The 25,820-nt window shown below is 65.5% G+C and carries 21 protein-coding genes; 9 read left to right on the top strand and 12 right to left on the bottom strand.

Annotated elements, in window-relative coordinates:
- The first annotated feature begins 26 nt into the window (after window positions 1-26).
- The gene (locus DFR67_RS17255; protein WP_110470751.1) at window positions 27-1,445 is read left to right on the top strand and encodes an RNB domain-containing ribonuclease; all 1,419 of its coding nucleotides are present in this window, start codon (window positions 27-29) and stop codon (window positions 1,443-1,445) included.
- Here DFR67_RS17255 and DFR67_RS17250 read toward each other — a convergent pair.
- The 3 genes from DFR67_RS17250 to panB form a co-directional block, all read right to left on the bottom strand.
- Complete coding sequence (locus tag DFR67_RS17250; protein ID WP_110470750.1) at window positions 1,423-2,946, bottom strand: CYTH and CHAD domain-containing protein; 1,524 nt, start codon at window positions 2,944-2,946, stop codon at window positions 1,423-1,425. The genes DFR67_RS17255 and DFR67_RS17250 overlap by 23 nt on opposite strands.
- Complete coding sequence (gene pip / locus DFR67_RS17245) at window positions 2,943-3,929, bottom strand: prolyl aminopeptidase (protein ID WP_110470749.1); 987 nt, start codon at window positions 3,927-3,929, stop codon at window positions 2,943-2,945. Before pip ends, DFR67_RS17250 begins: the two co-directional genes overlap by 4 nt.
- Before the next feature lie 106 nt (window positions 3,930-4,035).
- Window positions 4,036-4,902 carry a 3-methyl-2-oxobutanoate hydroxymethyltransferase gene (panB, locus tag DFR67_RS17240; protein ID WP_110470748.1) on the bottom strand — a complete coding sequence of 289 codons (867 nt, stop codon included), beginning with the start codon at window positions 4,900-4,902 and terminating at the stop codon, window positions 4,036-4,038.
- A gap of 166 nt (window positions 4,903-5,068) precedes the next feature.
- Here panB and DFR67_RS17235 point away from each other — a divergent pair, with 166 nt between their 5' ends.
- From DFR67_RS17235 to DFR67_RS17215, 5 genes are all read left to right on the top strand, one after another.
- Entirely contained in the window at window positions 5,069-6,661 is a 1,593-nt protein-coding gene (locus DFR67_RS17235; protein WP_425451299.1) for an alpha/beta hydrolase, read from the top strand.
- A gap of 85 nt (window positions 6,662-6,746) precedes the next feature.
- On the top strand, window positions 6,747-8,090 hold the full coding sequence (gene glnA / locus DFR67_RS17230; RefSeq protein WP_084835275.1) for a type I glutamate--ammonia ligase: 1,344 nt from the start codon (window positions 6,747-6,749) through the stop codon (window positions 8,088-8,090).
- 61 nt (window positions 8,091-8,151) lie between these two features.
- Window positions 8,152-11,163, top strand: a complete 3,012-nt coding sequence (locus DFR67_RS17225; RefSeq protein ID WP_110470747.1) for a bifunctional [glutamine synthetase] adenylyltransferase/[glutamine synthetase]-adenylyl-L-tyrosine phosphorylase — start codon at window positions 8,152-8,154, stop codon at window positions 11,161-11,163.
- Entirely contained in the window at window positions 11,160-12,140 is a 981-nt protein-coding gene (locus tag DFR67_RS17220) for an endonuclease/exonuclease/phosphatase family protein (RefSeq protein ID WP_158539980.1), read from the top strand. The genes DFR67_RS17225 and DFR67_RS17220 overlap by 4 nt, the downstream gene beginning before the upstream one ends.
- 52 nt (window positions 12,141-12,192) lie before the next feature.
- The gene (locus tag DFR67_RS17215) at window positions 12,193-12,849 is read left to right on the top strand and encodes a biliverdin-producing heme oxygenase (RefSeq protein ID WP_110470745.1); all 657 of its coding nucleotides are present in this window, start codon (window positions 12,193-12,195) and stop codon (window positions 12,847-12,849) included.
- On the opposite strand, the gene DFR67_RS17210 is transcribed toward DFR67_RS17215, so the two are convergent.
- Window positions 12,850-13,449: an FKBP-type peptidyl-prolyl cis-trans isomerase gene (locus DFR67_RS17210; protein WP_110470744.1), complete on the bottom strand. Its 600-nt coding sequence runs from the start codon at window positions 13,447-13,449 to the stop codon at window positions 12,850-12,852. It abuts the gene before it with no gap.
- A 135-nt stretch (window positions 13,450-13,584) separates the two neighbouring features.
- On the opposite strand from DFR67_RS17210, the gene DFR67_RS17205 reads away from it, so the two are divergent.
- Complete coding sequence (locus DFR67_RS17205) at window positions 13,585-14,622, top strand: extracellular solute-binding protein (RefSeq protein WP_146240468.1); 1,038 nt, start codon at window positions 13,585-13,587, stop codon at window positions 14,620-14,622.
- Window positions 14,623-14,644: 22 nt separating this feature from the next.
- Here DFR67_RS17205 and idi read toward each other — a convergent pair whose 3' ends face one another.
- A complete protein-coding gene (gene idi / locus DFR67_RS17200) occupies window positions 14,645-15,160 on the bottom strand; it encodes an isopentenyl-diphosphate Delta-isomerase (protein WP_110470743.1) in 516 nt (171 codons plus the stop codon).
- Between the two features lie 175 nt (window positions 15,161-15,335).
- The gene (gene glnA / locus DFR67_RS17195) at window positions 15,336-16,769 is read right to left on the bottom strand and encodes a type I glutamate--ammonia ligase (protein ID WP_110470742.1); all 1,434 of its coding nucleotides are present in this window, start codon (window positions 16,767-16,769) and stop codon (window positions 15,336-15,338) included.
- A gap of 255 nt (window positions 16,770-17,024) precedes the next feature.
- Between glnA (DFR67_RS17195) and DFR67_RS17190 the strand changes: the two genes are divergently transcribed.
- A complete protein-coding gene (locus DFR67_RS17190) occupies window positions 17,025-17,492 on the top strand; it encodes an RDD family protein (RefSeq protein WP_110470741.1) in 468 nt (155 codons plus the stop codon).
- Window positions 17,493-17,585: 93 nt separating this feature from the next.
- Here the strand turns inward: DFR67_RS17190 and DFR67_RS17185 are convergent, their stop codons facing one another.
- The 6 genes from DFR67_RS17185 to DFR67_RS17160 form a co-directional block, all read right to left on the bottom strand.
- Entirely contained in the window at window positions 17,586-18,323 is a 738-nt protein-coding gene (locus tag DFR67_RS17185; RefSeq protein ID WP_110470740.1) for a DUF4191 domain-containing protein, read from the bottom strand.
- Window positions 18,324-18,409: 86 nt separating this feature from the next.
- The gene (gene lipA / locus DFR67_RS17180; RefSeq protein ID WP_110470739.1) at window positions 18,410-19,462 is read right to left on the bottom strand and encodes a lipoyl synthase; all 1,053 of its coding nucleotides are present in this window, start codon (window positions 19,460-19,462) and stop codon (window positions 18,410-18,412) included.
- Window positions 19,459-20,199 (bottom strand): lipoyl(octanoyl) transferase LipB, encoded by a 741-nt coding sequence (lipB, locus tag DFR67_RS17175; RefSeq protein WP_110470917.1) that lies wholly within the window; start codon window positions 20,197-20,199, stop codon window positions 19,459-19,461. Before lipB ends, lipA begins: the two co-directional genes overlap by 4 nt.
- Window positions 20,199-21,092 carry a TIGR01777 family oxidoreductase gene (locus DFR67_RS17170; RefSeq protein WP_110470738.1) on the bottom strand — a complete coding sequence of 298 codons (894 nt, stop codon included), beginning with the start codon at window positions 21,090-21,092 and terminating at the stop codon, window positions 20,199-20,201. Before DFR67_RS17170 ends, lipB begins: the two co-directional genes overlap by 1 nt.
- Before the next feature lie 3 nt (window positions 21,093-21,095).
- On the bottom strand, window positions 21,096-22,877 hold the full coding sequence (sucB, locus tag DFR67_RS17165; protein ID WP_110470737.1) for a 2-oxoglutarate dehydrogenase, E2 component, dihydrolipoamide succinyltransferase: 1,782 nt from the start codon (window positions 22,875-22,877) through the stop codon (window positions 21,096-21,098).
- Window positions 22,878-23,011: 134 nt separating this feature from the next.
- Complete coding sequence (locus tag DFR67_RS17160) at window positions 23,012-24,532, bottom strand: leucyl aminopeptidase (protein ID WP_110470736.1); 1,521 nt, start codon at window positions 24,530-24,532, stop codon at window positions 23,012-23,014.
- A 122-nt stretch (window positions 24,533-24,654) separates the two neighbouring features.
- On the opposite strand from DFR67_RS17160, the gene gcvT reads away from it, so the two are divergent.
- Complete coding sequence (gene gcvT, locus DFR67_RS17155; protein ID WP_110470735.1) at window positions 24,655-25,773, top strand: glycine cleavage system aminomethyltransferase GcvT; 1,119 nt, start codon at window positions 24,655-24,657, stop codon at window positions 25,771-25,773.
- The last annotated feature ends 47 nt before the right edge of the window (window positions 25,774-25,820 follow it).

Here is a 25,820-nt window from a genome sequence, read left to right as displayed (position 1 = left end):
GGCTGCGCCCAGATACTTTTGGACGTGTGCAACGCAGACTTCGCGCCGCAGACATAGATTTCGGTGCCATTCGGACTGACCTGGGGTTGTCCGAGGAGTTCGGTGCTGCCGCCCAGCAGGAGGCCGAGAACGCGGTCGACCGACATGCCGATGCCCGGATCGATCGCACCGACCTCGCGTTGGTCACCATCGATCCGCCCGGTTCGGTGGACCTCGATCAGGCCGTGCACATCGCCCGCGACGGTGCAGGTTTTGTCGTGCACTACGCGATCGCCGATGTCGCGGCCCTGGTGACGCCGGAGGGCGCACTCGATCAGGAGACCAGACGCCGCGGGCAGACCATCTACTTTCCCGACGGGAACGTGCCGCTGCACCCGCGGGCGTTGTCGGAGAACACCGGGTCGCTGCTCCCGCAGCAGGTGCGGCCGGCGGTGCTGTGGCGGATCGTCGTGGATGCGGAGGCGAGGCCGCTGTCGGCGGAGCCGGTTCGGGCCCTCGTGAAGTCACAGGCGCGTCTCGACTATGCGGGCGTCATGGCGGACCACACCAGCGGCACCCTGCATCCCTCGATCGAGGCCCTTCCCGACTTCGGTGAGCGCAGGCAGATGTTGTCGATCAGTCGGGGAGCCATCGAGCTCGGACTGCCCGAACAGGATGTGATTCGCGACGCCGACGGCAACTGGGAGTTGTCGGTGCAGCCGCGCACGCGTGCGGACATGTGGAATTCGCAGGTCTCGCTGCTCACGGGTATGTGCGCAGGCGCGCTCATGCTCGACCACGCGACCGGCCTGTTGCGAACGCTGCCCGATGCGCAGGACGGCGCGGTGGTCGCTTTGCGCACAGCGGCGGTCGCACTGGGGGTGCCGTGGCCGGCATCGATGTCACCCGGGGCGTTCCTGGCCGGGCTCGACCCGCAGTCGCCCACCACACTCGCGCTGATGTCCGACGCCACCACGCTGCTGCGCGGCAGCGATTATCTGGCGTTGCTGGGGGAGATCCCCGCCGGTGCGGTGACCACGCACGGTGGGATAGCGGGGGTCTACGCCCACGTGACCGCCCCACTCCGTCGCTTGGCGGACCGCTTTGCCACGGAGGTCTGCCTGGCGTTGACCGCAGGCGAACCCGTGCCGGAGTGGGTGCTCGCGGCTCTGCCGACCTTGCCCGAGATCATGCGCAGTTCGGGCTCGGTCGCGGGTCGGGCGGACCGGGCGGGTCTCGACCTCGCCGAGGCGATCCTGCTCGCAGACCGGGTGGGCGAGACGTTCTCGGCCACCGTCCTGCATCCGAAACGGGGCAAGCGTCCTGCCCAGATCTTCGTCAGCGACCCGCCCGTCTTCGCGACGTGCAGCGGTGACCCGGCCGAGGGCAGTCAGATATCGGTGCGGTTGACCAAGGCCGATCCGCAAGGCCCGGATCTGGAGTTCACAGCCGAGACTTTGCCCTGAGGTACTCACGCATGGCGGTGGCGGCCGCCGCCTGCTCGCGGGCGTCAAGGCGGCCGTAGACGAACGCGTCGGCGACCGAGACACCTGAACCACCGGCCAACTGAGCGAGGTGTTCGCGACTGACCTCGGCGTCGTGGAAGTCGCCGAGCGCCGCCTGCTCTTGCTTGGCTTGTTTGGCGATCTTCTTGTGCCTGGTGGTGCCCAGCCGATCAGCCGAGTCGGTGGTGTACCGAAGCTGCTTCGCCCGTTTCCGGATGGTGTGCAACTGCTCGATCCACTCCTCGGACTCGACGGTGAGTTCTTCGAGCTTGCGCTGGGCTTTCCGAACTCGCTTGGCGCTGCGTGCCACCGCCTCGTCGAGGGCCTTCGCCGCGGTGAGGTCGGCGTCGGGTCCCGGCTGTGGTTCTGCCACGGTGCTGTCGAGTTCGTTGAGCAGTTCGTAGTACCTCGTCGACCTGAGGTAGTCGAGAACCACCTCGACGGTGGACGCACAGGTCTTGATCTGGTCATCGATCAAAGCCGCGATGATGGTCGCGGGCGCGGTCTCACCTTCGAGCAGGTTCCGATTGCGCTCGAGTTGCACCTCGGCATCGCGGGCGTCGCCGAGAATGCTCGCCAAGTGCTTCAGTTCACCTTCCAGGTGTCCGATGACGTCGCCGTGCAGCACGTCAGGGAACGACCGCAGGACGCTGCGGGCGCGCCGGGTCGCCACCCGCATCTGGTGTACGGAGTCGGGTGCATCGACCCGCACCAGCGGGTCCTGTGCGATGAGATGATCCCGGTGTTCGGCGAGTTCGGCGATCACGAGTTCCAGCGCGGACAGCTTCTTCGCCGCTTTCTTCTTGCCGCCGTGCCCGGGCGAGTCGTTGCCGGTCGGCGTCGGTCCGATGGCGCGGGCCAGTTTCGATGCACTCGAGGCGGTACGGGCGCCACTGCTCCGTAGGATTTTGTCCGCTGCCTTCAACAACTTCTCGTCGCCGGTGACCAGTTCGAGTTCCCACTCGTTCCACGTCTGCGCATGACCACCCGGTAGCAACGACTGGGTGGCGACGCTGTCCTCGCAGAGCACGGCGAGAACCTGGCCTGCCGAATCGAGCAGCTCGGTGATGCGGCGGACGGTGGAGACCGTGGCGATGGGGGACAGCCGCCGCCCGCGCACATGTACCTGGACGTGATCGGTGAGTTCGGTCGGGACCAACACTTCCGAGAAAGGATCGGCCGCCGTTTCCAGCCCGACCTGCATCTCCCGACGACCGGGTCCGGCGGAGGTGGCCGGCCGCTTGAGATGCCAGCCCTCGTCGTGGCCGCCCTCGCGGCGTCGGAGCGTGATCTTGTTGCCCGCGAGATCGAGGGCGTCGGTGTCGTAGTAGGTCGCGTCGAGATGCTCGACGATCGGTCCGGACACCGAGTGCACCGCCTCGAGCACGGTGAGGTCCGGCACCGACGCGCCGGCGTCCAAGTCGTACTTGAGCTCGATCTCCAGGGCCTCGTGCGCGGTCAAGTCAGTGTCCTTTCTCCGGGGGCGGCCAGACCTGCAAACCGGTCGGTCGCCTCGATCAGATGATGGCGGATACCCGTCTCGAACGACGCGTGTCCGGCGTCGGCCACGATGTGCAGGTCGGCGATCGGCCATGCGCGGTGCAGATCCCAGGCACTGCGGGCGGGGCAGACCACGTCGTAGCGCCCCTGCACGATGACGCCCGGGATGTCTTTGATCAGGTGCGCATCGGACAGCAATTGCCCGTCGTCGAGGAACCCATGGTTCCAGAAGTAGTGGTTCTCGATGCCGGCGAAAGCCAAGGCGTACCGATCGGACTCGGTGTCGTCGTCCTCGTCGGATTGGGGCAGAAGGTAACTCGTCGACTTTTCCCAAGTGGTCCAGGCCACGGCCGCACGAGTTGCTGCCGCCTGATCGCCGCCGGTCAGCAACCGGTGGTACGCCTCGACGAGATCACCGTCGCGCTCGGCGGCCGGGATGGGCTCGAGGTACGCCTCCCAGAGGTCGGGATAGATGTTGGCGGCGCCGCCGTTGTAATACCAGTCGATCTCGCTGCGGCGCAGCAGGAAGATGCCGCGGAGCACCAACTCTGTGACCCGCTCCGGGTGGCGCTGTGCGTACGCGAGGCCGAGGGTGGATCCCCATGACCCGCCGAAGACCTGCCAGCGGTCGATGGAGAACTCCTCACGGAGCTTTTCCATGTCGGCGATCAGATGATCGGTGGTGTTGACGGACAGGTCGGCACCGTCGGCGATGTGAGGTGTGGATCTACCGCAGCCGCGCTGGTCGAACAGGATGATCCGGTAGGCGTCGGGGTTGAAGAACCGGCGCTGCGCCGGTGCGGTACCACCGCCGGGGCCGCCGTGCACGAAGATCGCGGGCTTACCGGAGGGATTGCCGCTCTGCTCCCAGTAGATCTGTTGTCCGTCACCGACGTCGAGATGGCCTGCGGCAAAGGGCTCGATCGGGGGATAGAAGTCGCGCATGTGTCCACTATGCCCGCCCCGCGCCGCGCGGGCCCGGAAGTGGTGGGTTCTGGCGAAGTCGACCAGGGGGAACGCTCGCCAGAACCCACCACAATCGGAAGTCGGGTCAGTAGCTGTGCTCGGGGCCGGGGAAGGCCCCGCGACGCACCTCGTCGTTGTATTGTTCTGCCGCGCGGCGCAACTCGCCACCGACGTCGGCGTAACGCTTGACGAACCTGGCGGTCTTGCCGTGGGTGAAGCCGGCCATGTCCTGCCAGACGAGAACCTGGGCGTCGGTTTCGTTGCCTGCGCCGATGCCGACCGTCGGGATGGTGAGTTTGCGGCTGATCTGCCCGGCGAGATCGGCGGGGACCATCTCCATGACGACGGCGAAGGCGCCTGCTTCCTGCACGGCGATCGCGTCATTGATCAGCTGGTCACCGGCGTCGCCGCGGCCCTGGACGCGGAAGCCGCCGAGACCGTTGACACTCTGCGGGGTGAAGCCGATGTGCGCCATCACGGGGATCCCGGCGGCGGTGAGCGTGGCGATCTGGTCGGCGACCCGCTCTCCACCTTCGAGTTTGACGGCGTGGGCGCCGCCTTCCTTGAAGAACCGGATGGAGGATTCGAGGGCTTGCTGCGCGCCCGCCTCGTAGCTGCCGAAGGGCAGATCGGCCACGACCAGGGCGTGGGGGGCACCTTTGACGACTCCGCGGACGAGCGGGAGGAGTTCGTCGATGCTGACCGGAATGGTGGTGTCGTAGCCGTACACGACGTTTGCTGCGGAGTCCCCGACCAGGAGGACTGGGATCTGTGCCTCGTCGAAGATCCGGGCGCTGGAGAAGTCGTATGCGGTGAGCATCGACCACTTCTCGCCCTCGGACTTCATCTGGGCGAGGTGGTGCACGCGGGTGACGCGGCGTCGGGGAGCATCGGCTGCGCCGGCTGAAGTACTCGCCGAAGACGCAGCGCCATAAACCGAATTCTCAGACATCGTTGTCTCTTTCGTGCCTCGAGTCCTGCATCAGCAGGTACCCGGGTGGGTGGATGACCCCACCAGTGTGGCACCGGCTGGTTTGGCGGGAAACAGCAGACGGCTGTGCAATGTGTCACATCGGGCGCTCGGTTCGTTCACGTACGACGACGGGTCCCGTGGCACGATGTGCCTGGTGATCAGGCGAGGGCGACCGCAGGTGCGGCGATGGGTCGGCGCGACAGGTGCAGGGCTGGCCCTGCTGATGGCCGTGACGGCGTGTTCCGAAAGCGTCGACGGCCAGGCCGAGGAGGCCACGTTCAGTGTCGGAGCGGGACCGACCCCGAGTCTGGACCGGTTCTACGGCCAGACGATCCGCTGGGAATCGTGCGCCGCCTACGCCGACCAGGAGGTGACCGGTTATCCGGAGGATCGCAGCGACTGCGCGACGATCACCGTGCCGGTGGACTACGAGAACCCCGACGGCGACGCTGCGGACATCGCAATCTTCCGGGTCCGGGCGTCCGGCGACAAGGTGGGGTCACTGCTGATGAATCCCGGCGGGCCGGGCGCATCGGGCGTGGAGTTCATGGCCGGTCAGGCGCAGAGTTTCGGCAGTCTCGATCTCGGCAAACGGTTCGATCTGATCGGTTTCGATCCCCGCGGAATCGGGAGGTCGACACCGCAGATCCGTTGTTTCACAGCGCAAGAACGCGATGAAGCGAGGGCCGAGACGCTGGTGGACATGAGCCCGGCGGGGATCGCGAAGATCGAAGCGGAGAACAGGGCCGACGCAGACAAATGTGCGCAACGTGTCGGCACCGACTTTCTCGCCCACGTCGGCACCGTCGACGTGGTGAAGGACATGGACGTGCTGCGCGCCGCTCTCGGCGACGACAAGCTGAACTACCTCGGCTACTCCTACGGCACCAAGATCGGGTCGGCGTACGCAGAACAGTTCCCGACCAAGGTCCGCGCGATGGTCAACGACGGTGCGGTCGACCCCTCGGCGAATCCGGTGGACGAGAACATCCGGCAACTCGCCGGATTCCAGTCGACCTTCGACGCTTTCGCAGCCGATTGCATCAACCGGGGCGACTGCGCTCTCGGCGACGACCCCGCCGCGGCGACCACGAGATTCCAAGAACTGACCAGGCCTCTGATCGACAAACCTGCGCCCACGTCGGATGGTCGGCCCCTGTCCTATGGCGACGCGATGACCGGTGCGGGTCAGGCGATGTACTCCGACGCGTTGTGGGAACCGCTCCGTGATGCTCTGACCGAACTCGCCGGCGGTCGCGGGGACACCCTGTTGCGGTTGGCCGACCTCTACGAGGGGCGCGATGCCGCGGGCTACTACACCAACAGCACCGACGCTTTCACGGCGATCCGTTGCGTCGACGACCCGCGTCTGACCGACCAGGCCGAGATCGATCGGCTCGACGTCGAAGGACGCCGCGCCGCGCCGTTCACCGATGACGGGAGGGGAACAGGTAAGGGCGCGCGCGATGTGTGTGCTTTCTGGCCTGTTCCGCCCACCAGCGCGCCGCACGATCTGAACATCCCGAATCTGCCCACGACCGTGGTCATCTCGACGACCAACGACCCCGCGACCCCCTATCAGGCCGGCGTCGACCTCGCAGCGCAGCTCGGGGCCCGATTGATCACTTTCGAGGGTGCTCAGCACACGGCGTCGTTGGAGGGTCACGACTGCGTCGACGATGCCGTCACCGAGTACTTCGTCAATCTCACTCTGCCGGACGAAGGCCTCAAATGCTGAGATTTTTGCCAGAAATCCGCTGGATATTCTGGTTGAAGCGCGCTCGTAACATGCATTTAACAGGGCACTCCTAGGCTCCGGTGTCATGGATCGCCAAAAAGAATTCGTGCTCCGGACGCTCGAAGAGCGCGACATTCGTTTTGTTCGGCTGTGGTTCACCGACGTACTCGGATATCTGAAGTCGGTTGCCATCGCGCCGGCCGAGCTCGAGGGCGCCTTCGCCGAGGGCATCGGTTTCGACGGCTCGGCGATCGAGGGCTTCTCGCGGGTCTCGGAGGCGGACACCATCGCCAAGCCCGATCCCTCGACCTTTCAGATCCTGCCGTGGACGACCAGCACAGGTCGCCACCACTCCGCCAGGATGTTCTGCGACATCGTCATGCCCGACGGTGAACCGTCGTGGGCAGACTCCCGCCACGTGCTCCGTCGTCAACTAAACAAGGCTGCCGACCAGGGCTTCAGCTGTTACGTCCACCCTGAGATCGAGTTCTTTTTGCTCAAGAATCCGCCGACCACCGACGGATCGGTCCCGATTCCCGCCGACAACGGCGGCTACTTCGATCAGGCCGTCCATGACTCCGCGCCGAACTTCCGTCGGCACGCGATCGAGGCCCTCGAGTCGATGGGCATCTCCGTCGAGTTCTCGCACCACGAGGGCGCGCCCGGCCAACAGGAAATTGATCTCCGGTACGCCGACGCGCTGTCGATGGCCGACAACGTGATGACCTTCCGCTACGTGGTCAAAGAGGTCGCGATCGCAGAGAATGTCTGGGCGACGTTCATGCCGAAGCCCTTCAGTGAATACGCGGGCTCGGCGATGCACACCCACATGAGCCTGTTCGAGGGCGACACCAACGCCTTCCACAACCCGGACGACCCCATGGCGCTGTCGGACACCGGCAAGCAGTTCATCGCGGGAATCCTGCACCATGCCGATGAGCTGAGCGCCATCACCAACCAGTGGGTCAACAGCTACAAGCGACTGATCCACGGTGGCGAGGCCCCGACGGCGGCCAGTTGGGGCGCGGCGAATCGCTCGGCGCTGATCCGGTTGCCGCTCTACACCCCGAACAAGGCATCGTCGCGGCGTATCGAGGTCCGCAGTCCCGACTCCGCCTGCAACCCGTATCTGACCTTCGCGGTCCTGCTCGCCGCCGGGCTCAAAGGCATTAAAGAAGGATACGAACTGCCCGAACACGCCGAGGACGATGTCTTCTCCCTCACCTCGGCCGAGCGTCGCGCGATGGGGTACAAGGAGCTGCCGGGCTCGCTGGCGGAGGCACTGACCAAGATGGAGAAGTCCGAACTGGTCGCCGAGGCCGTGGGCGAGCACGTCTTCGAGTACTTCCTGCGCAACAAGTGGGCGGAGTGGACCGAGTACCGCAGCCACGTGACGCCGTTCGAGTTGAAGAACTACCTCTCGCTCTAGCCGCGGCGACAGGCGGTGGGTTGATGGTGCTCGCTGGAATCAGACCAGTACCTTTACACCTGTGACACCACCTGCGTCCCGATCTCGTGTACCCGGCGTCGGCCGGTTGGGTCTTCTCGAGTCGACCGCTCCGGATGACCTGGCCACGCTCGGCTGGAACGGGGAGAAGTGCGTCGACCTGCTGTGGTCGCTGTCGCGGGCACCCAGCGCCGACATCGCATTGCGGGCACTGGTCCGGCTGCGGGCTGCGGTGGGCGAGGACTGGGACGAGATCGACGACCTCCTGCGCACCGATCGCCGATTCCGGGGGCGACTGTTCGCAGTGCTGGGCTCGTCTACCGCGCTGGGCGATCACCTGGTCGCCGAAACCCACGCCTGGCGGTTGCTGACCCGCGAAGATCTGCTCGATGTCGCCGAACTGCGGCGCACGATGCTCGACGCGGTATCGGCGCAACCGGAAACGGGTCACGAGGACAACGACAATCTCATCTACCGGGCCGAACTGACCGGCCCCAAAGCCGTCATCGCATTGCGACTGGCCTACCGCGACCTGCTGCTTCAAGTCGCCGCCCGAGATCTCGCGCCCACCGTCGAGGACGAGCCGGTGCTGCGGTTCGGTGAGGTCAGCAACTTCTTGGCAGAACTCGCCGACGCAGCACTGACCGCGGCGCTCGCCGTGGCGATCGCCGAGGTCTGCGGCGATCAACCGATGACGGCCAGGCTCGCCGTCATCGCGATGGGCAAATGCGGTGCCCGCGAACTCAACTACGTCAGCGACGTCGATGTCATCTTCGTGAGCGAACCGGCCGACGGTCAGACCAGCCGCATCGCAGGAGAGATGATGCGGGTCGGGTCGATGGCGTTCTTCGAGGTCGACGCAGCGCTGCGACCGGAGGGCAAGGCGGGCGCCCTGACCCGCACTCTCGAGTCGCACCTGACCTATTACCGGCGCTGGGCCAAGACCTGGGAGTTCCAGGCGTTGCTGAAGGCCCGCCCGATGACCGGCGACATGGAACTGGGCCGTTCGTACGTCGATGCCGTGAGTCCGATGGTCTGGGAGGCATCCGAGCGCGAGGACTTCGTCATCGATGTCCAGGCGATGCGCCGCCGCGTCGAGGAGATGTTGCCCGAAGACCTGCGAGAGCGCGAGATCAAGCTCGGCAGGGGTGGCCTGCGCGATGTCGAGTTCGCGGTACAACTCCTGCAGATGGTGCATGGCCGCGTGGATGAGAGCCTGCGGGTGAAGAGCACTGTCGAGGCGCTGACCGTCTTGCGCGACGGTGGCTACATCGGTCGCGACGACGGCGCCAATCTCGTTGCCTCGTACGAGTTCTTGCGACTGCTCGAGCATTGTCTGCAGCTCCAGCGGCTCAAACGCACGCACACCCTGCCCGAGTTCGACGATATCGAGGCGATGCGGTGGCTCGCGCGTGCGGCGCACATCCGTCCCACCGGCGATCTCGATGCGGGTGGCGTTCTGCGCGAAGAGATCCGCAGGCAATCCCACCGCGTCCGCCGACTGCACGAGAAGCTGTTCTACCGGCCTCTGCTCGAGGCGGTGACGCGTTTCGACAAGGACGAACTGCGACTGTCGGACACCTCGGCGATCAGGCGGCTCGGCGCCCTCGGCTACGGCAAACCGGAAAACGCGCTCGGACACCTCAAGGCGCTCGTCTCCGAGGCAGGCCGCAAAGGCCAGATCCAGGAACTGCTGCTCCCGACCCTGCTGGAATGGCTCAGCCGCACACCCGATCCCGACGCCGGGTTGCTGAATTACCGCAGGCTCTGTGATTCTGCAGCCGACCGGGACTGGTTCCTGCGATTGCTGCGTGACGAAGGTGTGGTGGCCGAACGGCTCATGACTGTACTGGGTACCTCGGCGTACGCGGCCGAGCTGCTCATGCGCTCGCCGGATGTGATCCGGTTGTATGCCGATGGGGCCAGGGGCCCCAAGCTCAAGGAGGTCGATCCGCAGGACGTCGTGGGCGGTATGGTCGCCTCGGCCATCCGCCAGCGGGACCTCAAGGCGTCGATCTCGGTGGCGCGCTCGCATCGTCGTTTCGAACTCGCCAGGGTTGCCTCGGCGGACATCCTCGGCATGCTCGACGTGCCCGAGGTGTGCCGCGCCCTGTCGCTGGTTTGGGCCGGAGTGCTCAACGCAGCGCTCACCGTTGTCGTCAATGCCTCTGTCGCAGAACGGGGTTCACCGGCTCCCGCCCGGATGGCGGTGATCGGGATGGGGCGGCTCGGTGGCGGCGAACTCGGCTACGGGTCGGACGCCGACGTGCTGTTCGTCTGTGATCCGATCGAGGGAACCGACGACGCCGACGCCGTACGCTGGGCCAACACGATCGCGGAGCGGGTGCGTTCACTGCTGGGTACCCCGAGTGCGGACCCGCCACTCGAAGTGGACACCGGGCTGCGTCCGGAGGGCCGCAACGGTCCCGTGGTCCGCACCCTGGCGGCATACGCGGCGTACTACCAGCAATGGGCGCAGGCCTGGGAGATCCAGGCACTGTTGCGGGCACACCAGGTCGCGGGAGACGAGGATCTCGGACTTGCGTTCCTGCTCATGGCCGATCAGATCCGGTACCCGGCAGGGGGAGTGTCCTCGGACGCGGTCCGCGAGATCCGCCGGATCAAGGCCAGGGTCGACTCCGAACGGTTGCCGCGTGGCGCCGACCCGGCGACCCACACCAAACTGGGCCGCGGCGGTCTGGCCGACGTCGAATGGACCGTGCAGCTGCTGCAGTTGCGGCACGCGCATCGATTGCCGTCCTTGCACAACACCTCGACGCTGCAGTGCCTCGATGCGATCGGTTCGGCCGAGCTGCTGGCCCAGGACGACGTCCTCCTGCTCAAAGAAGCGTGGTTGACCGCGACCAAGGCGCGCAATGCACTGGTACTGGTGCGCGGGAAGCCGATCGACCAACTGCCTGCGCCGGGCAAGACGCTGCGAGCGGTAGCGTTCGCAGCCGGCTGGCATGACGACGATTCAGGGGAGTTCCTGGACAACTATCTGCGGGTCACCCGCAGAGCCAAAGCGGTGGTGCTGAAGGTATTCGGCGGGTGAAGCAGCGTCTGGCTCACCGCGGAGCTGCCTTCAAGGTCTTCTATTTCATCGCGGTCGTGCTGGGTTGGGCTCTCCTCGCGGCGGTCATCGTCGCCATCTGGTTGCACTACTATCCCGGTCGGGGTCGCGCGTCGACGGCTGTCGCCAGCGCGGTGCCCTGGCTGCTGCTGGCTGCGATCCCGGCTGTGATCATCCTCGCCGCTACCCGGCGGTGGATCTCCACGGCTCTGGCGGTGATCCTCCTCGGCGTCGGGATCTGGACGCAGGCGCCGCTTCTCATAGCTTCTGACGCACCAGCCGGTGAACGCATCACTGTTGTGACGTCGAACGTCACCTTGGGGGAAGCAGATGTCGATGACGTTGTCGCGGAAGTGAAGTCGAGCGGCGCCGACCTGCTCACGGTGCAGGAGATCACGCCGCAAGCACTGGCCAGATTCGAGCAGACCGAACTCCGGAGCATGCTTCCGTATGAGTTCGTGGTGCCCGGCAACGGTGGAGTGGGTACCGGCATCTTCAGTCGATTCCCGCTGCGCAACACGGCCCAACTGAACGGCTTCGCACTCAACAATCTGCGGGCCGAGGTCGACCTTCCCGGTGCGCCGACGACGACGGTGTACGCGGTGCATCCGATTCCGCCCTACCCGTACGATCCCGATCGATGGGTGGGGGAGATGAAGCGGCTCCGGCAGACCATTCACTCCACGACCGCCGACCGGGTGATCGTGAGCGGTGATCTCAACGCGACCTGGGACCATGCCCAGTATCGGGCGCTGCTGGAGAACGGATTCCGGGATGCCACCGAGCAGTCCGGAGGCATGTGGAAGATGACCTATCCGGCCGACCGGACCTTTCCTCCAGTCATCGCGATCGATCATGTGATCTCCCGCGAGTTCGTCGCCGCCGACCTCAATACTTTCGGAATCGGTGATTCAGATCACCGTGGACTGGTTGTATCACTGGTACCGGCCGGGGGATGAGGTGCGCCCGCAGGCACCGGTGATCGGACGAGCCGGCTGTGGAGAGTGAACGATGACGACCTTTGATCCGGCGACACCCACTGCGATCGGTTCGGTTTCCGCGCGACTGCGCGCTGCGACCGCAGTGGCACATGAACGCGCCGAAGGTTCCGCGTTCGTTGAACAGTTGCTGGGCGGCCGACTCGATGTCGCTGCCTATTACGCGATGGCTGCTCAGTTGTATTTCGTCTATGACGAACTCGAAATCGTCGGAGACGGCCTCCATCATGATCGGGTGGGAGGCGCAGTGCACGACGAGAGGCTGCGGAGGGCTCCTCGGCTACTCGCTGACCTCACCGAGCTGGGGATCGGCGCGGAGGACATGGTGCCCCTGCCCGCGACACTTGCCTATGTAGCGCAGATTCGCGCTACCGCCGGTGATCCGGTGGCATTCGTGGCCCACCACTACACACGGTATCTAGGTGACCTCTCGGGTGGCCAAGTGATCCGCAGCCGCATGAAACTGCACTACGGGCTCGCCGACGGGGCCCTGAGTTTCTACGTGTTCGACGGCATCGACAAACTCAAGCTTTTCAAGGACGACTATCGGGCCACACTGGACGGGCTGGAGTTGACGGAGCCCGACATCATCCGTCTCCTCGACGAAGCGGTACGGGCCTTCGAATCGAACGAGGCGTTGTTCGCCGAACTGGGCGAGCGTCTGCCGTGATCAGCCCTGCGCCGACAAGATCTTGATGGCGAAGATCAGGGTGTCACCGGGTTCGATGCCGGCGGCAGGCTGCCCGGTGGCATACCCGTCGGCCGACGTCATCGCCACGCCGACGGTGGAGCCGACCTTCTGTCCGGCGATGGCCTTCTGGAAGCCGGGAATGACGCCCGTCAGCGGGAAGTCGACAGGCGAACCGGTCTCGTAACTGCTGTCGAAAACGTTGCCGTCGCGGCCGTTGACACCCATGTAGCAGACCGACACCTCGGCGGTCTCGGGCACGAGCGCCCCGTCGCCCTCGGTGAGCGTCTGGACCTGGGTCGCGTCGACCGAGAACGGTGTGGTCACCGTGACCTTGGGCACTGCGGTGTCGGTCGATCCGGTCACTGCGACCGCACCGGTGGTGCCGTCGAGCGTCCACTGCGGAGCGACGTCGGCGGCCGGGGCCTCGGTGGGACACGACGCGGCGGCCGCGGCAGTGGTGCCGGTCGCTCCTGCAGCGGTGGTGGACTCGGTTGACGACGATCCGTCGTCGGATCCGCATGCGGCCAACATCAGGGCGGACGAAGCGAGGACAGTTGCGGTCAGCCGCTTGAAAGTCATGCTCGCAACTTAACAGTCGGCTCCGAGCGATCGACGGTCACCTTCGGCGACCTTTTGTGCACAGCAACAAGATTCGATACTGTGTATTTGCGCGCCCGAAATGCCCGAATATCCGTTCGTCGAAATGGAGATCGTGTGACGCTCGTCCGGCGAGTCGTGTCCCTTGCAGTGGTATCCGCAGTACTTGCGATCACGGTGGCCTGCGGCGCAGGCGACAACGGATCGAATCTGCAAGGCCGAGAATCGATCTTGGTGTACTCCGGGCGAGATGAGGGTCTGGTGGCCCCGATGATCGAAATACTCAGCGGTGACCTGGGTTTCACGGTTGACGTCGACTACTCGGGCAATACGCATGCGCAAGCGGACAGATTGCTGGCTGAAGGCGATGACACCCCTGCCGAGGTCTTCTTCGGTCAGGATGCGGCAGCCCTCGGGATGTTGGACCAACGTGAGATGCTCGAGAAGTTGCCCGACGACATTCTCGGAATGGTCCCGGCGCGATACCGGTCGAATGACGGAACCTGGATTGCGACCTCGGCGCGTGAGCGGGTGCTCGTCTACAACACGGTGCAGGCGACCGCCACTCAGTTGCCCGCTGGAATCGATGGACTGCTGGACCCCCGCTGGCGAGGCAGGATCGCGTACGCCCCGACCAACGCGTCGTTCCAGTCATTCGTCACGGCTCTGCGGGTTGCCCGAGGCGACGAAGCGGCTCGCCGTTGGCTCACCGATTTCGTGGCCAACGACCCGATTCCTCTCGCGGACAACGGTTCTGTGGTGCAAGCAGTGACCGCCGGACAGGCGGCCTTGGGACTCACCAACCACTACTACTGGTATCCACTGGTCCTGGCCGGCGGCGCTGGATCGCCGGTCGGCCTCCATCGATTCTCCGCCGGAGATCCGGGCGCGCTCGTCAACGTCGCAGGCGCCGGCGTCGTCAAGCACTCCGACAACAAACCGCAGGCGATCGAGTTCCTGCGAGCGTTGTTGTCCGAGGGTGCCCAGACATATTTCGCGGACGAGGCGGCCGAGTACCCGGTGGTGTCCGGCGTGACCTCGAGCACCTACGAGCTACCCCCGCTGGAGGAGGTGGCCGGGCTCGACATCGACCTCGACGAGCTGGCATCTGTCGCTCAGACCCGGACCATGCTGTCCGAAGTCGGAATGTTGTGACTCGGCGAGTGCTCGCCGGGACTCAGTAGAGTTCGCGGGCCTGCATCACAAGCCAGGGGCTGAAAGCCCATGGCGTCGCGTCGATGGCCGTGCGAAGGGCTGCGGTATGGACCCACCGGATCTCCACGACTTCATCCGGATTGGGCTGCAGGTCACCCACCAGCTCCGATCGAAAGACCGGACAGATCTCGTTCTCGACGACACCGGACCCGTCGACGGCGCGGTAGCGAAAGTCGGGCAGGGTCACTGTGATCCGGTCGATGCTGACCCCCAGCTCGAACGAGGCCCGGCGCACGACTGCGTCTTCCATCGCTTCCCCGGGGCCCGGATGCCCGCAGAACGAGTTCGTCCAGACTCCGGGCCAGGTGCTCTTGGCCAGCGCTCTCCGTGTCACCAGGACCCGCCCTTCCTCATCGAACACGTGGCACGAGAATGCCAGGTGGAGAGGGGTATTGCCGTCGTGGACCGACGCTTTGGGGGCCACACCGATCGGCGTGCCGTCATCGGAGACCAGGACGACCTGTTCGGCGGCCTGCATTGCGGTTGTACCTCTTCCGTTCGGTGATCGGTCGACCGTGTTTCCGGCGATCGTCCCCCTACGTACCCACCGTAGGCGATGTCCGGTTTTCGTGGCGGAGCAGATACACCGTCACACAAACAAACCGCCCGCCTGACCGAGGTCAGACGGGCGGATTGAGATGAATTACTGCAGATCACACGTCGTAATAGAGAGAGAACTCGTACGGGTGCGGACGGATCTGCACCGGCTCGATCTCGTTCTCACGCTTGAAGTTGATCCAGGTCTCGATGAGATCCTCGGTGAACACGCCACCTTCGGTGAGGTACTCGTGATCGCCTTCGAGGCGGTCGATGACCGCGCCGAGTGACGTCGGGGCCTGGGGGATGCCCTTGGCCTCCTCCGGCGGGAGCTCGTAGAGGTCCTTGTCCACGGGCTCGTGCGGCTCGATCTTGTTCTTGATGCCGTCCAGGCCTGCCATCATCATCGCGGCGAACGCCAGGTACGGGTTGCCCGAGCTGTCCGGGCAACGGAACTCGAGGCGCTTGGCCTTCGGGTTGTTGCCGGTGATCGGGATACGCACGCAGGCACTGCGGTTGCGCTGGCTGTAGACCAGGTTGATGGGGGCTTCGTAGCCGGGAACCAGACGCTTGTACGAGTTCACCGTGGGGTTGGTGAACGCCAGCAGCGACGGGGCGTGGTGCAGGATGCCGCCGATGTAGTGGCGGGCGAGGTCAGAGAGTCCCGCGTAGCCTGCCTCGTCGTGGAACAGCGGCTTTCCGTCTTTCCACAGCGACTGGTGGGCGTGCATGCCCGAACCGTTGTCGCCGAACAGCGGCTTCGGCATGAAGGTGACGGTCTTGCCGTGCTGCCATGCGGTGTTCTTCACGATGTACTTGAACAGCTGCACATCGTCGGCCGCGTGGAGCAGGGTGTTGAACTTGTAGTTGATCTCGGTCTGTCCACCGGTGCCGACCTCGTGGTGGCCGCGCTCGAGGATGAACCCTGCGGTCTGCAGGTTGGTCGAGATCTCGTCACGCAGGTCCACATAGTGGTCGTACGGGGCGACGGGGAAGTACCCGCCTTTTTGGCGGACCTTGTAGCCGAGGTTGGGGCTACCGTCCGGGTTGGTCTGCGATCCGGCGTTCCACCAGCCCGATTCCGACTCGACCCGGTAATGGGTCTCGTTGATCTCGGAGCTGAACGAGACGGAGTCGAAGATGTAGAACTCGGCCTCGGCACCGAAGAAGCAGGTGTCTGCGATGCCGGTGCTGGCCAGGTAGTCCTCGGCTTTGCGCGCGATGTTGCGCGGGTCGCGGCTGTAGGCCTCGCGGGTGAACGGGTCGTGCACGAAGAAGGTCACGTTCATCGTCTTCGCCTTGCGGAAAGGATCGATACGCGCCGTCGCGGGGTCGGGGAGCAGCATCATGTCCGACTCGTCGATCGACTGGAATCCGCGGACCGAAGATCCGTCGAAAGCCAATCCGTCCTCGAAGACGCTCTCATCGAACGCCGATGCCGGGATCGAGAAGTGCTGCATCACTCCCGGGAGATCACAAAACCGGATGTCGACGTATTCGACGCCCTCGGCCTTGATGCCCTCGAGCAGTTCTTCCTTTGAGTTGTACACCTGCGGGTGGCTCCTTCACTTGTGCCCAATTGCTGCCAGCACCCCATGTTCATGGATGTTGCAAGGCCTGGCGATTGTCCTTCTCCACTCTAGAGTGGCGGATCATCAACGCTGACCGTATTGACGCCAGGTTGCTGGCCAGATACTTCGGTGTTTCGCCTGTGTTACGTACGCAAATCCCCACGGCAACGATTGTGAGATGCGGCACGAAGACGTCGCCGCGTCCCACTCTGTGCGACACCTATCATTGAAGGCATGGGAAGAATCACCGGATCGTGGCTGTCAGGTCCGCAGGCGGCGCTGGAAGACGGTGCTGACGTAGGCGACTACCGCGGCGAGAAGCTCGGCCTGCCCGAATCCGGTCCGGGTGCGTTGGCCTCATCCTGGCATCGTTGCCTGGGACTGCTCGTGGACTGGTTGATGTGCGGCGGCGTCTCACTGCTGTTCGTCCAGGATCTGCAGTCGTCCTCGCTGTCCACCGTGGTGCTGGGGGTCTGGTTCATCGTCGGCGTCGGTACCGTCACCACGTTCGGTTTCACCCCGGGACAATTCCTCACCGGTATGCGCGTCGCCCGCGTGGACGGTGGCGAGCGGGTCGGCTTTGTGCGGGCGTTGATCCGCCAGGCGCTGATCGTGTTCCTGGTGCCGCCGCTGATCAACGATCACGACGGTCGGGGCATGCACGACCGGGCCACCGGAACTGCACTCATCCGCACTCGCTGAATCTCCCGCAGACAAAAACACCCGTTCCGGACAAAAACACCTGCTTGAACGGGTGTTTTTGGCCGGAACGGGTGTTTTTGTGACTGGAGACGATCAGCGCCGACGGGCGGTGCGCTGGATGTTGCGCATCTTCGCACCTGCGGGCATCGGGCCCTTGGGCATACCGGCGCCCGGTCCCTTGCCGCCCAGTGCCGCAAGCCTCGACTCGAGGCTGTCGATGCGGGCCTTGTTGATGTTGTTCGGCAGTTTGCTCAGGTGCCGTTCGAGCTTCTTGAGGGGGACCTGACCCTCTTCGTTGCCGACGATCACGTCGTAGATCGGGGTGTCGCCGACGACGCGAGCGATCTTTTTCTTCTCCTGGGCGAGCAGGGTCTTGACCCGGTGCGGCGATCCCTCGCCGACCAGGATCACTCCCGGCTTACCGATGACGCGGTGCACCGCATCCAGGTGGGTGGTACCGGAGACGGCCTGCTTGACCCGCCACTGCCCGCGCATGTTGTCCAGCGCCCAGGCGGCGGCTCCCGCCTGCCCATCGGCCTTCGTGAACACCGTCTTCTGCACCCGGCGACCGAAGATGATGAATGCGATCAGCACACCGAGAACGATGCCGAGCGGGAGCACGAACACGAGAGAGCCGGTGAGCAGGCCGATCAGCACCGCGAGTCCGGTGAGCCCGATGATCGACCCGATCATCAGCGGCAGAAGCAGCTTGTCTTCCTTGCGCTGCATCTGGAACGCCTGCCACAGCTGTTTGCGACGGGCACGCGATGCTTCTTTACGCGCGGCTTTCGCAGCCGCCTTTGCCTCTTTGCTCGCCTTTGCCTTCGCCATGACGTCCAGGATACTGGCCCACCTCGAGAACTCGGCAGGCCGTGCCGGGTTGCGTCAGCCGAGGACCCGAGGTCCTCGGCGCAGGCTCAGCGGGCAAGGCGGGCCATCAGCGACGACGCCTCCTGAGACGCGTCACCACCATCGGTCAGGTGAGACATCGACTCGGGGAGTTCACGCCCATGGTGTGCCATCGCCTGGGCGTACAGTCGTCCCGCCCGGTACGACGAACGCACCAGCGGTCCGGCCATGACGCCGGCGAATCCGAGGTCCTCGGCGAACTTCGAGTGCTCGACGAATTCCTCGGGCTTTACCCAACGGTCCACCGGGTGATGCCGTGGCGACGGACGCAGGTACTGCGTGATGGTCAGGATGTCGCACCCTGCCTCGTGCAGGTCCGTCATCGCCTCGCGCACCTCGTCCGGGGTCTCACCCATGCCGAGGATCAGATTCGACTTGGTGACAAGTCCGTAGTCCCGGGCGGCGGTGATGACGTCGAGGCTTCGCTGGTAGCGGAAGGCCGGTCGAATCCGCTTGAAGATGCGCGGCACGGTCTCGACGTTGTGTGCCAGCACCTCGGGCCGCGACGCGAAGACCTCCGCTAGCTGCTCCGGGTCGGCGTTGAAGTCGGGGATCAGCAACTCGACGCCGGTGGTCGGGTTCAGTTCCTTGATGTAACGCACCGTTTCTGCGTACAGCCAGGCGCCGCCGTCGGCCAGATCATCGCGTGCCACACCGGTCACGGTCGAATAGCGCAGGCCCATCGTCACGACACTCTCGGCGACGCGACGCGGTTCGTCGCGGTCGAGATCCGCAGGCTTGCCGGTGTCGATCTGACAGAAGTCGCACCGCCGGGTGCACTGTTCGCCGCCGATCAGGAAGGTGGCCTCACGGTCTTCCCAGCACTCGTAGATGTTCGGGCAACCGGCCTCTTCGCAGACCGTGTGCAGGCCCTCGCTCTTGACCAGAGCCTTCAGTTCGGTGAACTCCGGACCCATCGTCGCGCGCGTCTTGATCCAGGACGGCTTGCGCTCGATCGGGGTCTCGGCGTTGCGGGCCTCGAGCCGGAGCAGTTTGCGTCCGTTGGGGCCGACCGACCCCGGGGCGCTGGACTGGGTGGGTTTGTCTTGCTGAACGGTCACCGGACCAACCCTACGCCGCTACCATTTGTCGCGACGATCTGCGGCGTTTCGGCTCGAGGTGGCCGATGTTCGACGACGGGGAGGGTTCCGTCGAGTGCGTCGGAGATGGCTCGGCCGAGTAGTGGACGGACATCCTCGACGGTGATCTTTCGGTCCAACTCGCCTGTGAGAGAACCTGCTCCGGCGTCAGGGATGCCGCACGGGATGATCGAGGTGAAGGCGCTCAGGTCCGGATCGCAGTTCACCGCGATGCCGTGCAAGGCGACAGCCCTGGCGACGCGGATGCCGATGGCACCGATCTTGCGGTCCTGCCGCAGACCGTCGCCCAGCACCCACACGCCGGACCGCCCGTCCACGCGGTAGGTGTCCAAACCAAACTGGTGGGTCACGGTGATCATGGCCTCTTCGAGCCGCCGCACGTAGTCGACGACATCGACCGGATGAGCGAGCGCGACGATGGGGTAGGCGACCAATTGCCCGGGTCCGTGCCAGGTGAGTTTGCCACCGCGATCGACGTCGATCACAGGAGAACCGTCGGTGGGGCGATCGGCATCTTCGGTCCGACGCCCGGCGGTGTACACCGCCGGGTGTTCCAGCAGGAGGAGCACGTCATGGTCGAGAATCCCGTCGGCGCGCTCGGTGGCGAGCCGGTGCTGCAGATCAAAGGTCTCTTGGTAATCGACCCTGCCCAGCCAGCGGATCTCGAGCGGTTCGCTGGAAAGACGAGCGCTACCCATCACGCCTCCTTGCTCACGGCATGAGCCAGGGCTGCATCGAGGGTCGGATGCCGGAACTGGAAACCTCTGTCGATCAACACACGGGGTACAACGTTCTGGCCCTGCAATAACATTTCATCGGCCATCTCGCCCGCGGCTTTCGACAGGACGACCGCCGGCACGGGCCACGGCGCCGGGCGGTGCACGGCACGACCCAGGGCTGCGGTGAACTCCGCGTTTGTCACCGACACCGGCCCGCACATGTTGACCGGCCCGCTGATCGGAGAATCCATGACGAACTCGAGCACCCGGACCGCGTCGGGCAGGCTGATCCATGGCAGGTACTGACGACCGTTGCCCAGCCGCCCACCCATTCCGAGCTTGAACAGCGGGCGGAGTTTGCCGAGCATCCCGCCGGAGGGGGACATCACCGGCGCGGTGCGGATGAGCGCCACCCTTGTTGCATCAGGTGCGCCGCTCAGTGCCGCGGCTTCCCAATCGATGGTCAGATCTGCGAGAAAGCCACTGCCCGCAGGGTCCTCTTCGGTGACGGCCGACGATCCGGTGTCTCCGTAGTGACCGGTTGCGCTCGAGCTGATGAACGTCGGGACCTGCGCGACGCGAACCGCTTCCGCCAGGACCTGGGTCGGGATGATCCGGCTGTCCCGCAGCTGCTGCTTGACGTGGCCGGACCATCGCCGATCGCCGATGCCGCGTCCACAGAGATTGACGACGACGTCGACGCCGGCCAATGCCGCGGGATCGATCCCGAAGGATTCCGGTTGCCAGTGGACCTCGTGCTCCGAGGTCGTGGGTCTGCGAACCAGGCGGAGCACCTGATGGCCGGCCCCGGTGAGACTGTCCACCAGGGCCGTGCCGATCAGGCCAGATGATCCCGCGACAGCGATCCGCATGGGCTATAGGCCCAGGTCCGCCTCAAACGCCGCCTCTTCCAGCCGGTGCTTCACGGTGGTCAGGAACCGTCCCGCGTCGGCGCCGTCGATCAGCCGGTGGTCGTAGGTGAGCGGCAGGAACGACATCGACCGCACGGCGATCGATTCGGATCCGTCGGCACCGGTGAGCACGACCGGACGCTTGACGATCGCTCCCGTACCCAACATCGCCGCTTGCGGCGGGACCAGGATCGGGGTGTCGAACAAAGCGCCCTGGCTGCCGATGTTGGTGATCGTGAAGGTTCCACCGGTCAGGTCGTCGAGTTTGAGCTTGTTGCTCCGCGCCCGACTCGCGATGTCTGCGATCGCCCGTGCCAGCCCGGCGATCGACAGATCGTCGGCGTTGTGGATCACGGGGGATAGCAGGCCCTGCTCGGTGTCGACCGCGATACCGAGATGCACCTTGGAGTAATAGGTGATCTCTTTGGCCTGCTCATCGATCGACGCGTTGACGTTGGGGTGTGCCTTGAGGGCTTCCACAACGGCCTTCGCGATGAACGGCAGGAACGTCAGGTTGACGCCTTCGCTGGTCTTGAAGCCTTCCTTCGCGGCCTTGCGCAGGGTGACGATCTTGGTCATGTCGACCTCGAACACCTGCGTGAGCTGTGCGCTCTCCTGCAGCGACTCGCGGGTCTTCTTGGCCGTGATCTGGCGGATCCGGTTGATCTTCTGCGTGGTGCCGACCAACTGTGCCAGCTCTGGGCTCGGCGCGGCGGGTGCCGACTTCTTCTCCGCAGCAGCCGGTTCGGACTTCGACGGGGCGGGCTCTGCGGGGGCCTTGGCGGCCTCCGCTGCGGCCAGCACGTCCTGTTTGCGAATACGGCCACCGACGCCGGTGCCCTTGACCGAGCTCAGGTCGACGTCGTTCTCTGCAGCCAGCTTGCGCACCAGCGGGGTGACATAAGGGCTGGAACCACTGTCGTCCGACTTGGCCGCAGGCGCCGACTCCTTCTTGGGCTCAGGCTTCTGGGGCTCGGGCTTCTTGTCGGGCTCCGGTGTCTCGACCGGTGACAGCTCTTCTTTGGCCTCGGGCTCGGGCTCGGGCTCAGGTTCCGGCTCTGGCTGTGCCTCGTCCTTGGTCTCTTCCGGCTCGGAAGGTTCAACGGTCGGGGTCGCATCTGCTGAACCGACCACGGCCAGCCGTCCGCCGACCTCGACGACGTCGTCTTCGGCCGCCACGATCTCGAGCAAGGTGCCGGCGACAGGGGACGGGATCTCGGTGTCGACCTTGTCGGTGGACACCTCGAGAAGCGGCTCGTCGGCGTCGACGGAATCGCCGACCTCCTTGAGCCAGCGGGTCACGGTGCCCTCGGTGACGGACTCGCCGAGCTCGGGCATGGTGACGTCGGTGCCATCACCCGAACCGGACGACGACGGCTTCTTCGGCTCCGGCTCCGCTGCGGGCTCCGGTTCGGACTCTGGCTCCGCTTCGGGCTCGGCCTGCGTCTCGTTCTCGGCAGGAGAATCGTCGGAGCTGCCCGAGTCGTCGGAGTCATCGGCGGACTCGCCGGCCTCACCGATCTGGGCCAACTCACCGCCGACCTCTACGACGTCGTCTTCCTGCGCGACGATCTTGGTGAGCACGCCCGAGGCGGGAGCCGGGATTTCGGTGTCGACCTTGTCGGTCGACACCTCCAACAACGGCTCATCGGCCTCGACCGTGTCACCCTCCTGCTTGAGCCACCTGGTGACTGTGCCCTCGGTGACGCTTTCACCCAGGGCGGGCATTTGGACGGAGAAGGCCATCGTTGTCGACTCCTCGATTTCGAGATCCGGTGTGCGGTCTGATGTCTGGACCGGGTCGCCGGTATTGGTGACCCGGAGTGGGGGTGGGGCACGCCCGGTAGGGCAAACCGCCGGTTCAAACCCTACCTTCCGAGCTAGCCTTCGGCAGCGATCTCCTCCAGCAAGGCGTAGATGGTTCTGACCGGGACGCCGGTGCCACCCTTACCGGTATAGCCCCACGGGCCGCCGGTGTTGAAAGCAGGTCCGGCGATGTCGATGTGCGCCCACTGGACGCCGTCCGCGACGAACTCACGGAGATAGATTCCAGCGGACAACATGCCACCCCAGCGGTGGTTGGTGACGTTGGCCAGATCGGCGACGCGAGAATCCAGGTCCGGGCGGAGCTCGTCGGGAAACGGCATCGGCCAACCCGATTCGCCCTCGGCCTGCGAGATGGCCGCGACGCGGTCGCGGAACTCGTCTGTGCCCATCACACCGGGGGTACGGGTTCCGAGTGCAACCATCTGCGCGCCGGTCAGCGTCGCGGTGTCGATCAGATAGTCGGGGTCGTCCTCGCAGGCGCGCACGATGGCGTCGGCGAGAATGAGCCGACCCTCTGCGTCGGTGTTGATCACCTCGACGGTCTTGCCGCCGTACTGGGTCAGGACATCGCCTGGCCGCTGCGCCGTGCTCGACGGCATGTTCTCGGCCATCGGGACCGTTGCGATCACGGTGACGCCGACGTTCAGCTCGGCGGCCAAAATCGTGGTCGCGATGACGGCGGCGGCGCCGCCCATGTCCGAGGTCATGTTCTCCATGCCGGCGGCGGGCTTGATGGAGATACCGCCGGTGTCGAAGGTGATGCCCTTGCCGACGAGTGCGACGGTTTTCGCCTTCCGGCCCCCGCTGTGGGTCAACCGAACCAGCCGCGGTGGGCGCGAGGAGCCCTTGCCGACACCGATGATGCCGCCATAGCCACCCTTCTCGAGGGCGACCTCGTCGAGGATCTCGACCTTGAGGCCTGCCGCCGACCCGAGGGCCTTGGCGCGGGCGGCGAACTCGTCCGGGTACAGGTGGCTCGGCGGCGTGTTCACGAAGTCGCGGGCGATGGACACCGCACGAGCGATGGCTTCGGCGCGCTCGAGGACTGCCTTGGTGTCCCGGTCCACCGCGGGGACGAGCAGACGGACGGACCCAAGCGGTGCCTTCTCGGGCGGGGTCGTGCGGAACTCGTCGAACCGATAGGCCCCGAGGAAGAAGCCTTCGGCGGCGGCGGTGAGATCGGCAGTCGACAGCGTGGTGACGGCGGTGCTGACACCTGCCAGGCTGCGAGCCGCGACACCCGCCTGACGGCGGATGTGCTCGGCATCATCGAGTTTTGCCGGAGCGCCGAGGCCGACGGCGAGAACGGACGCGACGTCGAGGCCGGCGGGGGCGGGCAGGCGGGTCAGCTCTCCGGCCGATCCCTGTGCGCCGACGGCGGCCAGTGAGGCGTCGATGGCCGAGGCGACCGCGTCGTCGAACAGTCCCTCGCCGATGACCAGGCTCGGCGTCCCGTCCCCGTCGGTCTCATCCGCCGTGGTCAGTCCGATCACCAGGACGTCGTCGTTCTTGCCGATCCCGGTGGCCAGCGACAGCTCCGGACCCAGACGACGATTTGCACTCGACTTGCTCACGTTTGCACTCCCACTCGTAGCCCTACTCATGCCTGCCGGTCAGCTTAGTTGGCTGCCCGGCAACGCCGACGGGGGTGCGCGTCCGCCGTCGTCGCGGCACCGGGCGCGATAGCGTTGGCGTCATGAGTGAAGGTGAATTGCTGGCAGGTCCCATCGAGGCATCGCATCGCGCGCTCGGCGCGAGCTTCGCCGCGTTCGGTGGCTGGAACATGCCCGTGTCCTACGCAGGCACGGTGGCTGAACACACCGCGGTCCGGGAGGCTGTGGGCATCTTCGATGTCAGCCACCTCGGCAAGGCGTCGGTCACCGGCCCCGGCGCCGCCGATTTCGTCAACCGCGCGCTGACCAACGATCTCGGCAAGATCAGGCCCGGCAAGGCTCAATACACGTTGTGCACCAATGACTCCGGTGGCGTCATCGATGACCTGATCGCCTACTGGGTGTCATCGGACGACGTCTTCCTGGTTCCCAACGCCGCGAACACCGCCGCGGTGGTCGCAGCGCTGGCTGCCGTCGCGCCCCAAGGGATCGAGGTGACCGACCGGCACCGCGATTTCGGTGTCATCGCCGTGCAGGGGCCCAAGTCGGCGGAGGTGCTGGACAGCCTCGGGTTGCCGACCGAGATGGAATACATGTCGTTCATCGATGCTGAACTGGTGGTGGGTGATTCAAGCTATCCGGTACGGGTGTGCCGAACCGGGTACACGGGTGAGCGCGGGTACGAACTGCTGCCGACGTGGAACGACAGCGCCGGCGTCTTCGACGCGCTGCTGACCGCGGTGACGGCAGCCGGTGGACAACCCGCCGGCCTCGGCGCCAGGGACACCCTGCGCACCGAGATGGGCTACCCGTTGCACGGGCACGAACTGTCGGTCGACATCACCCCCGTGCAGGCTCGCTGCAGCTGGGCTGTCGGCTGGAAGAAGCCGGAGTTCTTCGGCCGCGACGCGTTGCTGGCGGAGAAGGAAGCAGGACCCGTGCGCAGGCTGTGGGGGCTGCGGGCCATCGGCAGGGGTGTTCCTCGCGCCGACCTGGGCGTGCTCGCCGAAGCGGGCGGCGACCGAATCGGGGTGTGCACGTCCGGAACGTTCTCCCCGACCTTGAAGACCGGCATCGCGCTGGCACTGATTGATACGGCAGCAGGGGTCTCCAAGGGAGACACGGTGGTGGTCGACGTCCGTGGACGCCCACTCGAATGCGAAATCGTGTTGCCGCCCTTCGTGACAGGAAGCACCAACTGATCTGCGAACCCCTCGCGTCGCAGCGCACGCGAGGCCGGGCGTTACGA

It is taken from the genome of Williamsia limnetica, from assembly GCF_003217475.1.
Lineage (GTDB): Bacteria > Actinomycetota > Actinomycetes > Mycobacteriales > Mycobacteriaceae > Williamsia > Williamsia limnetica.
Note: the sequence above shows the minus strand (reverse complement) of the source record. Positions and strands in the feature narration are given on the sequence as shown.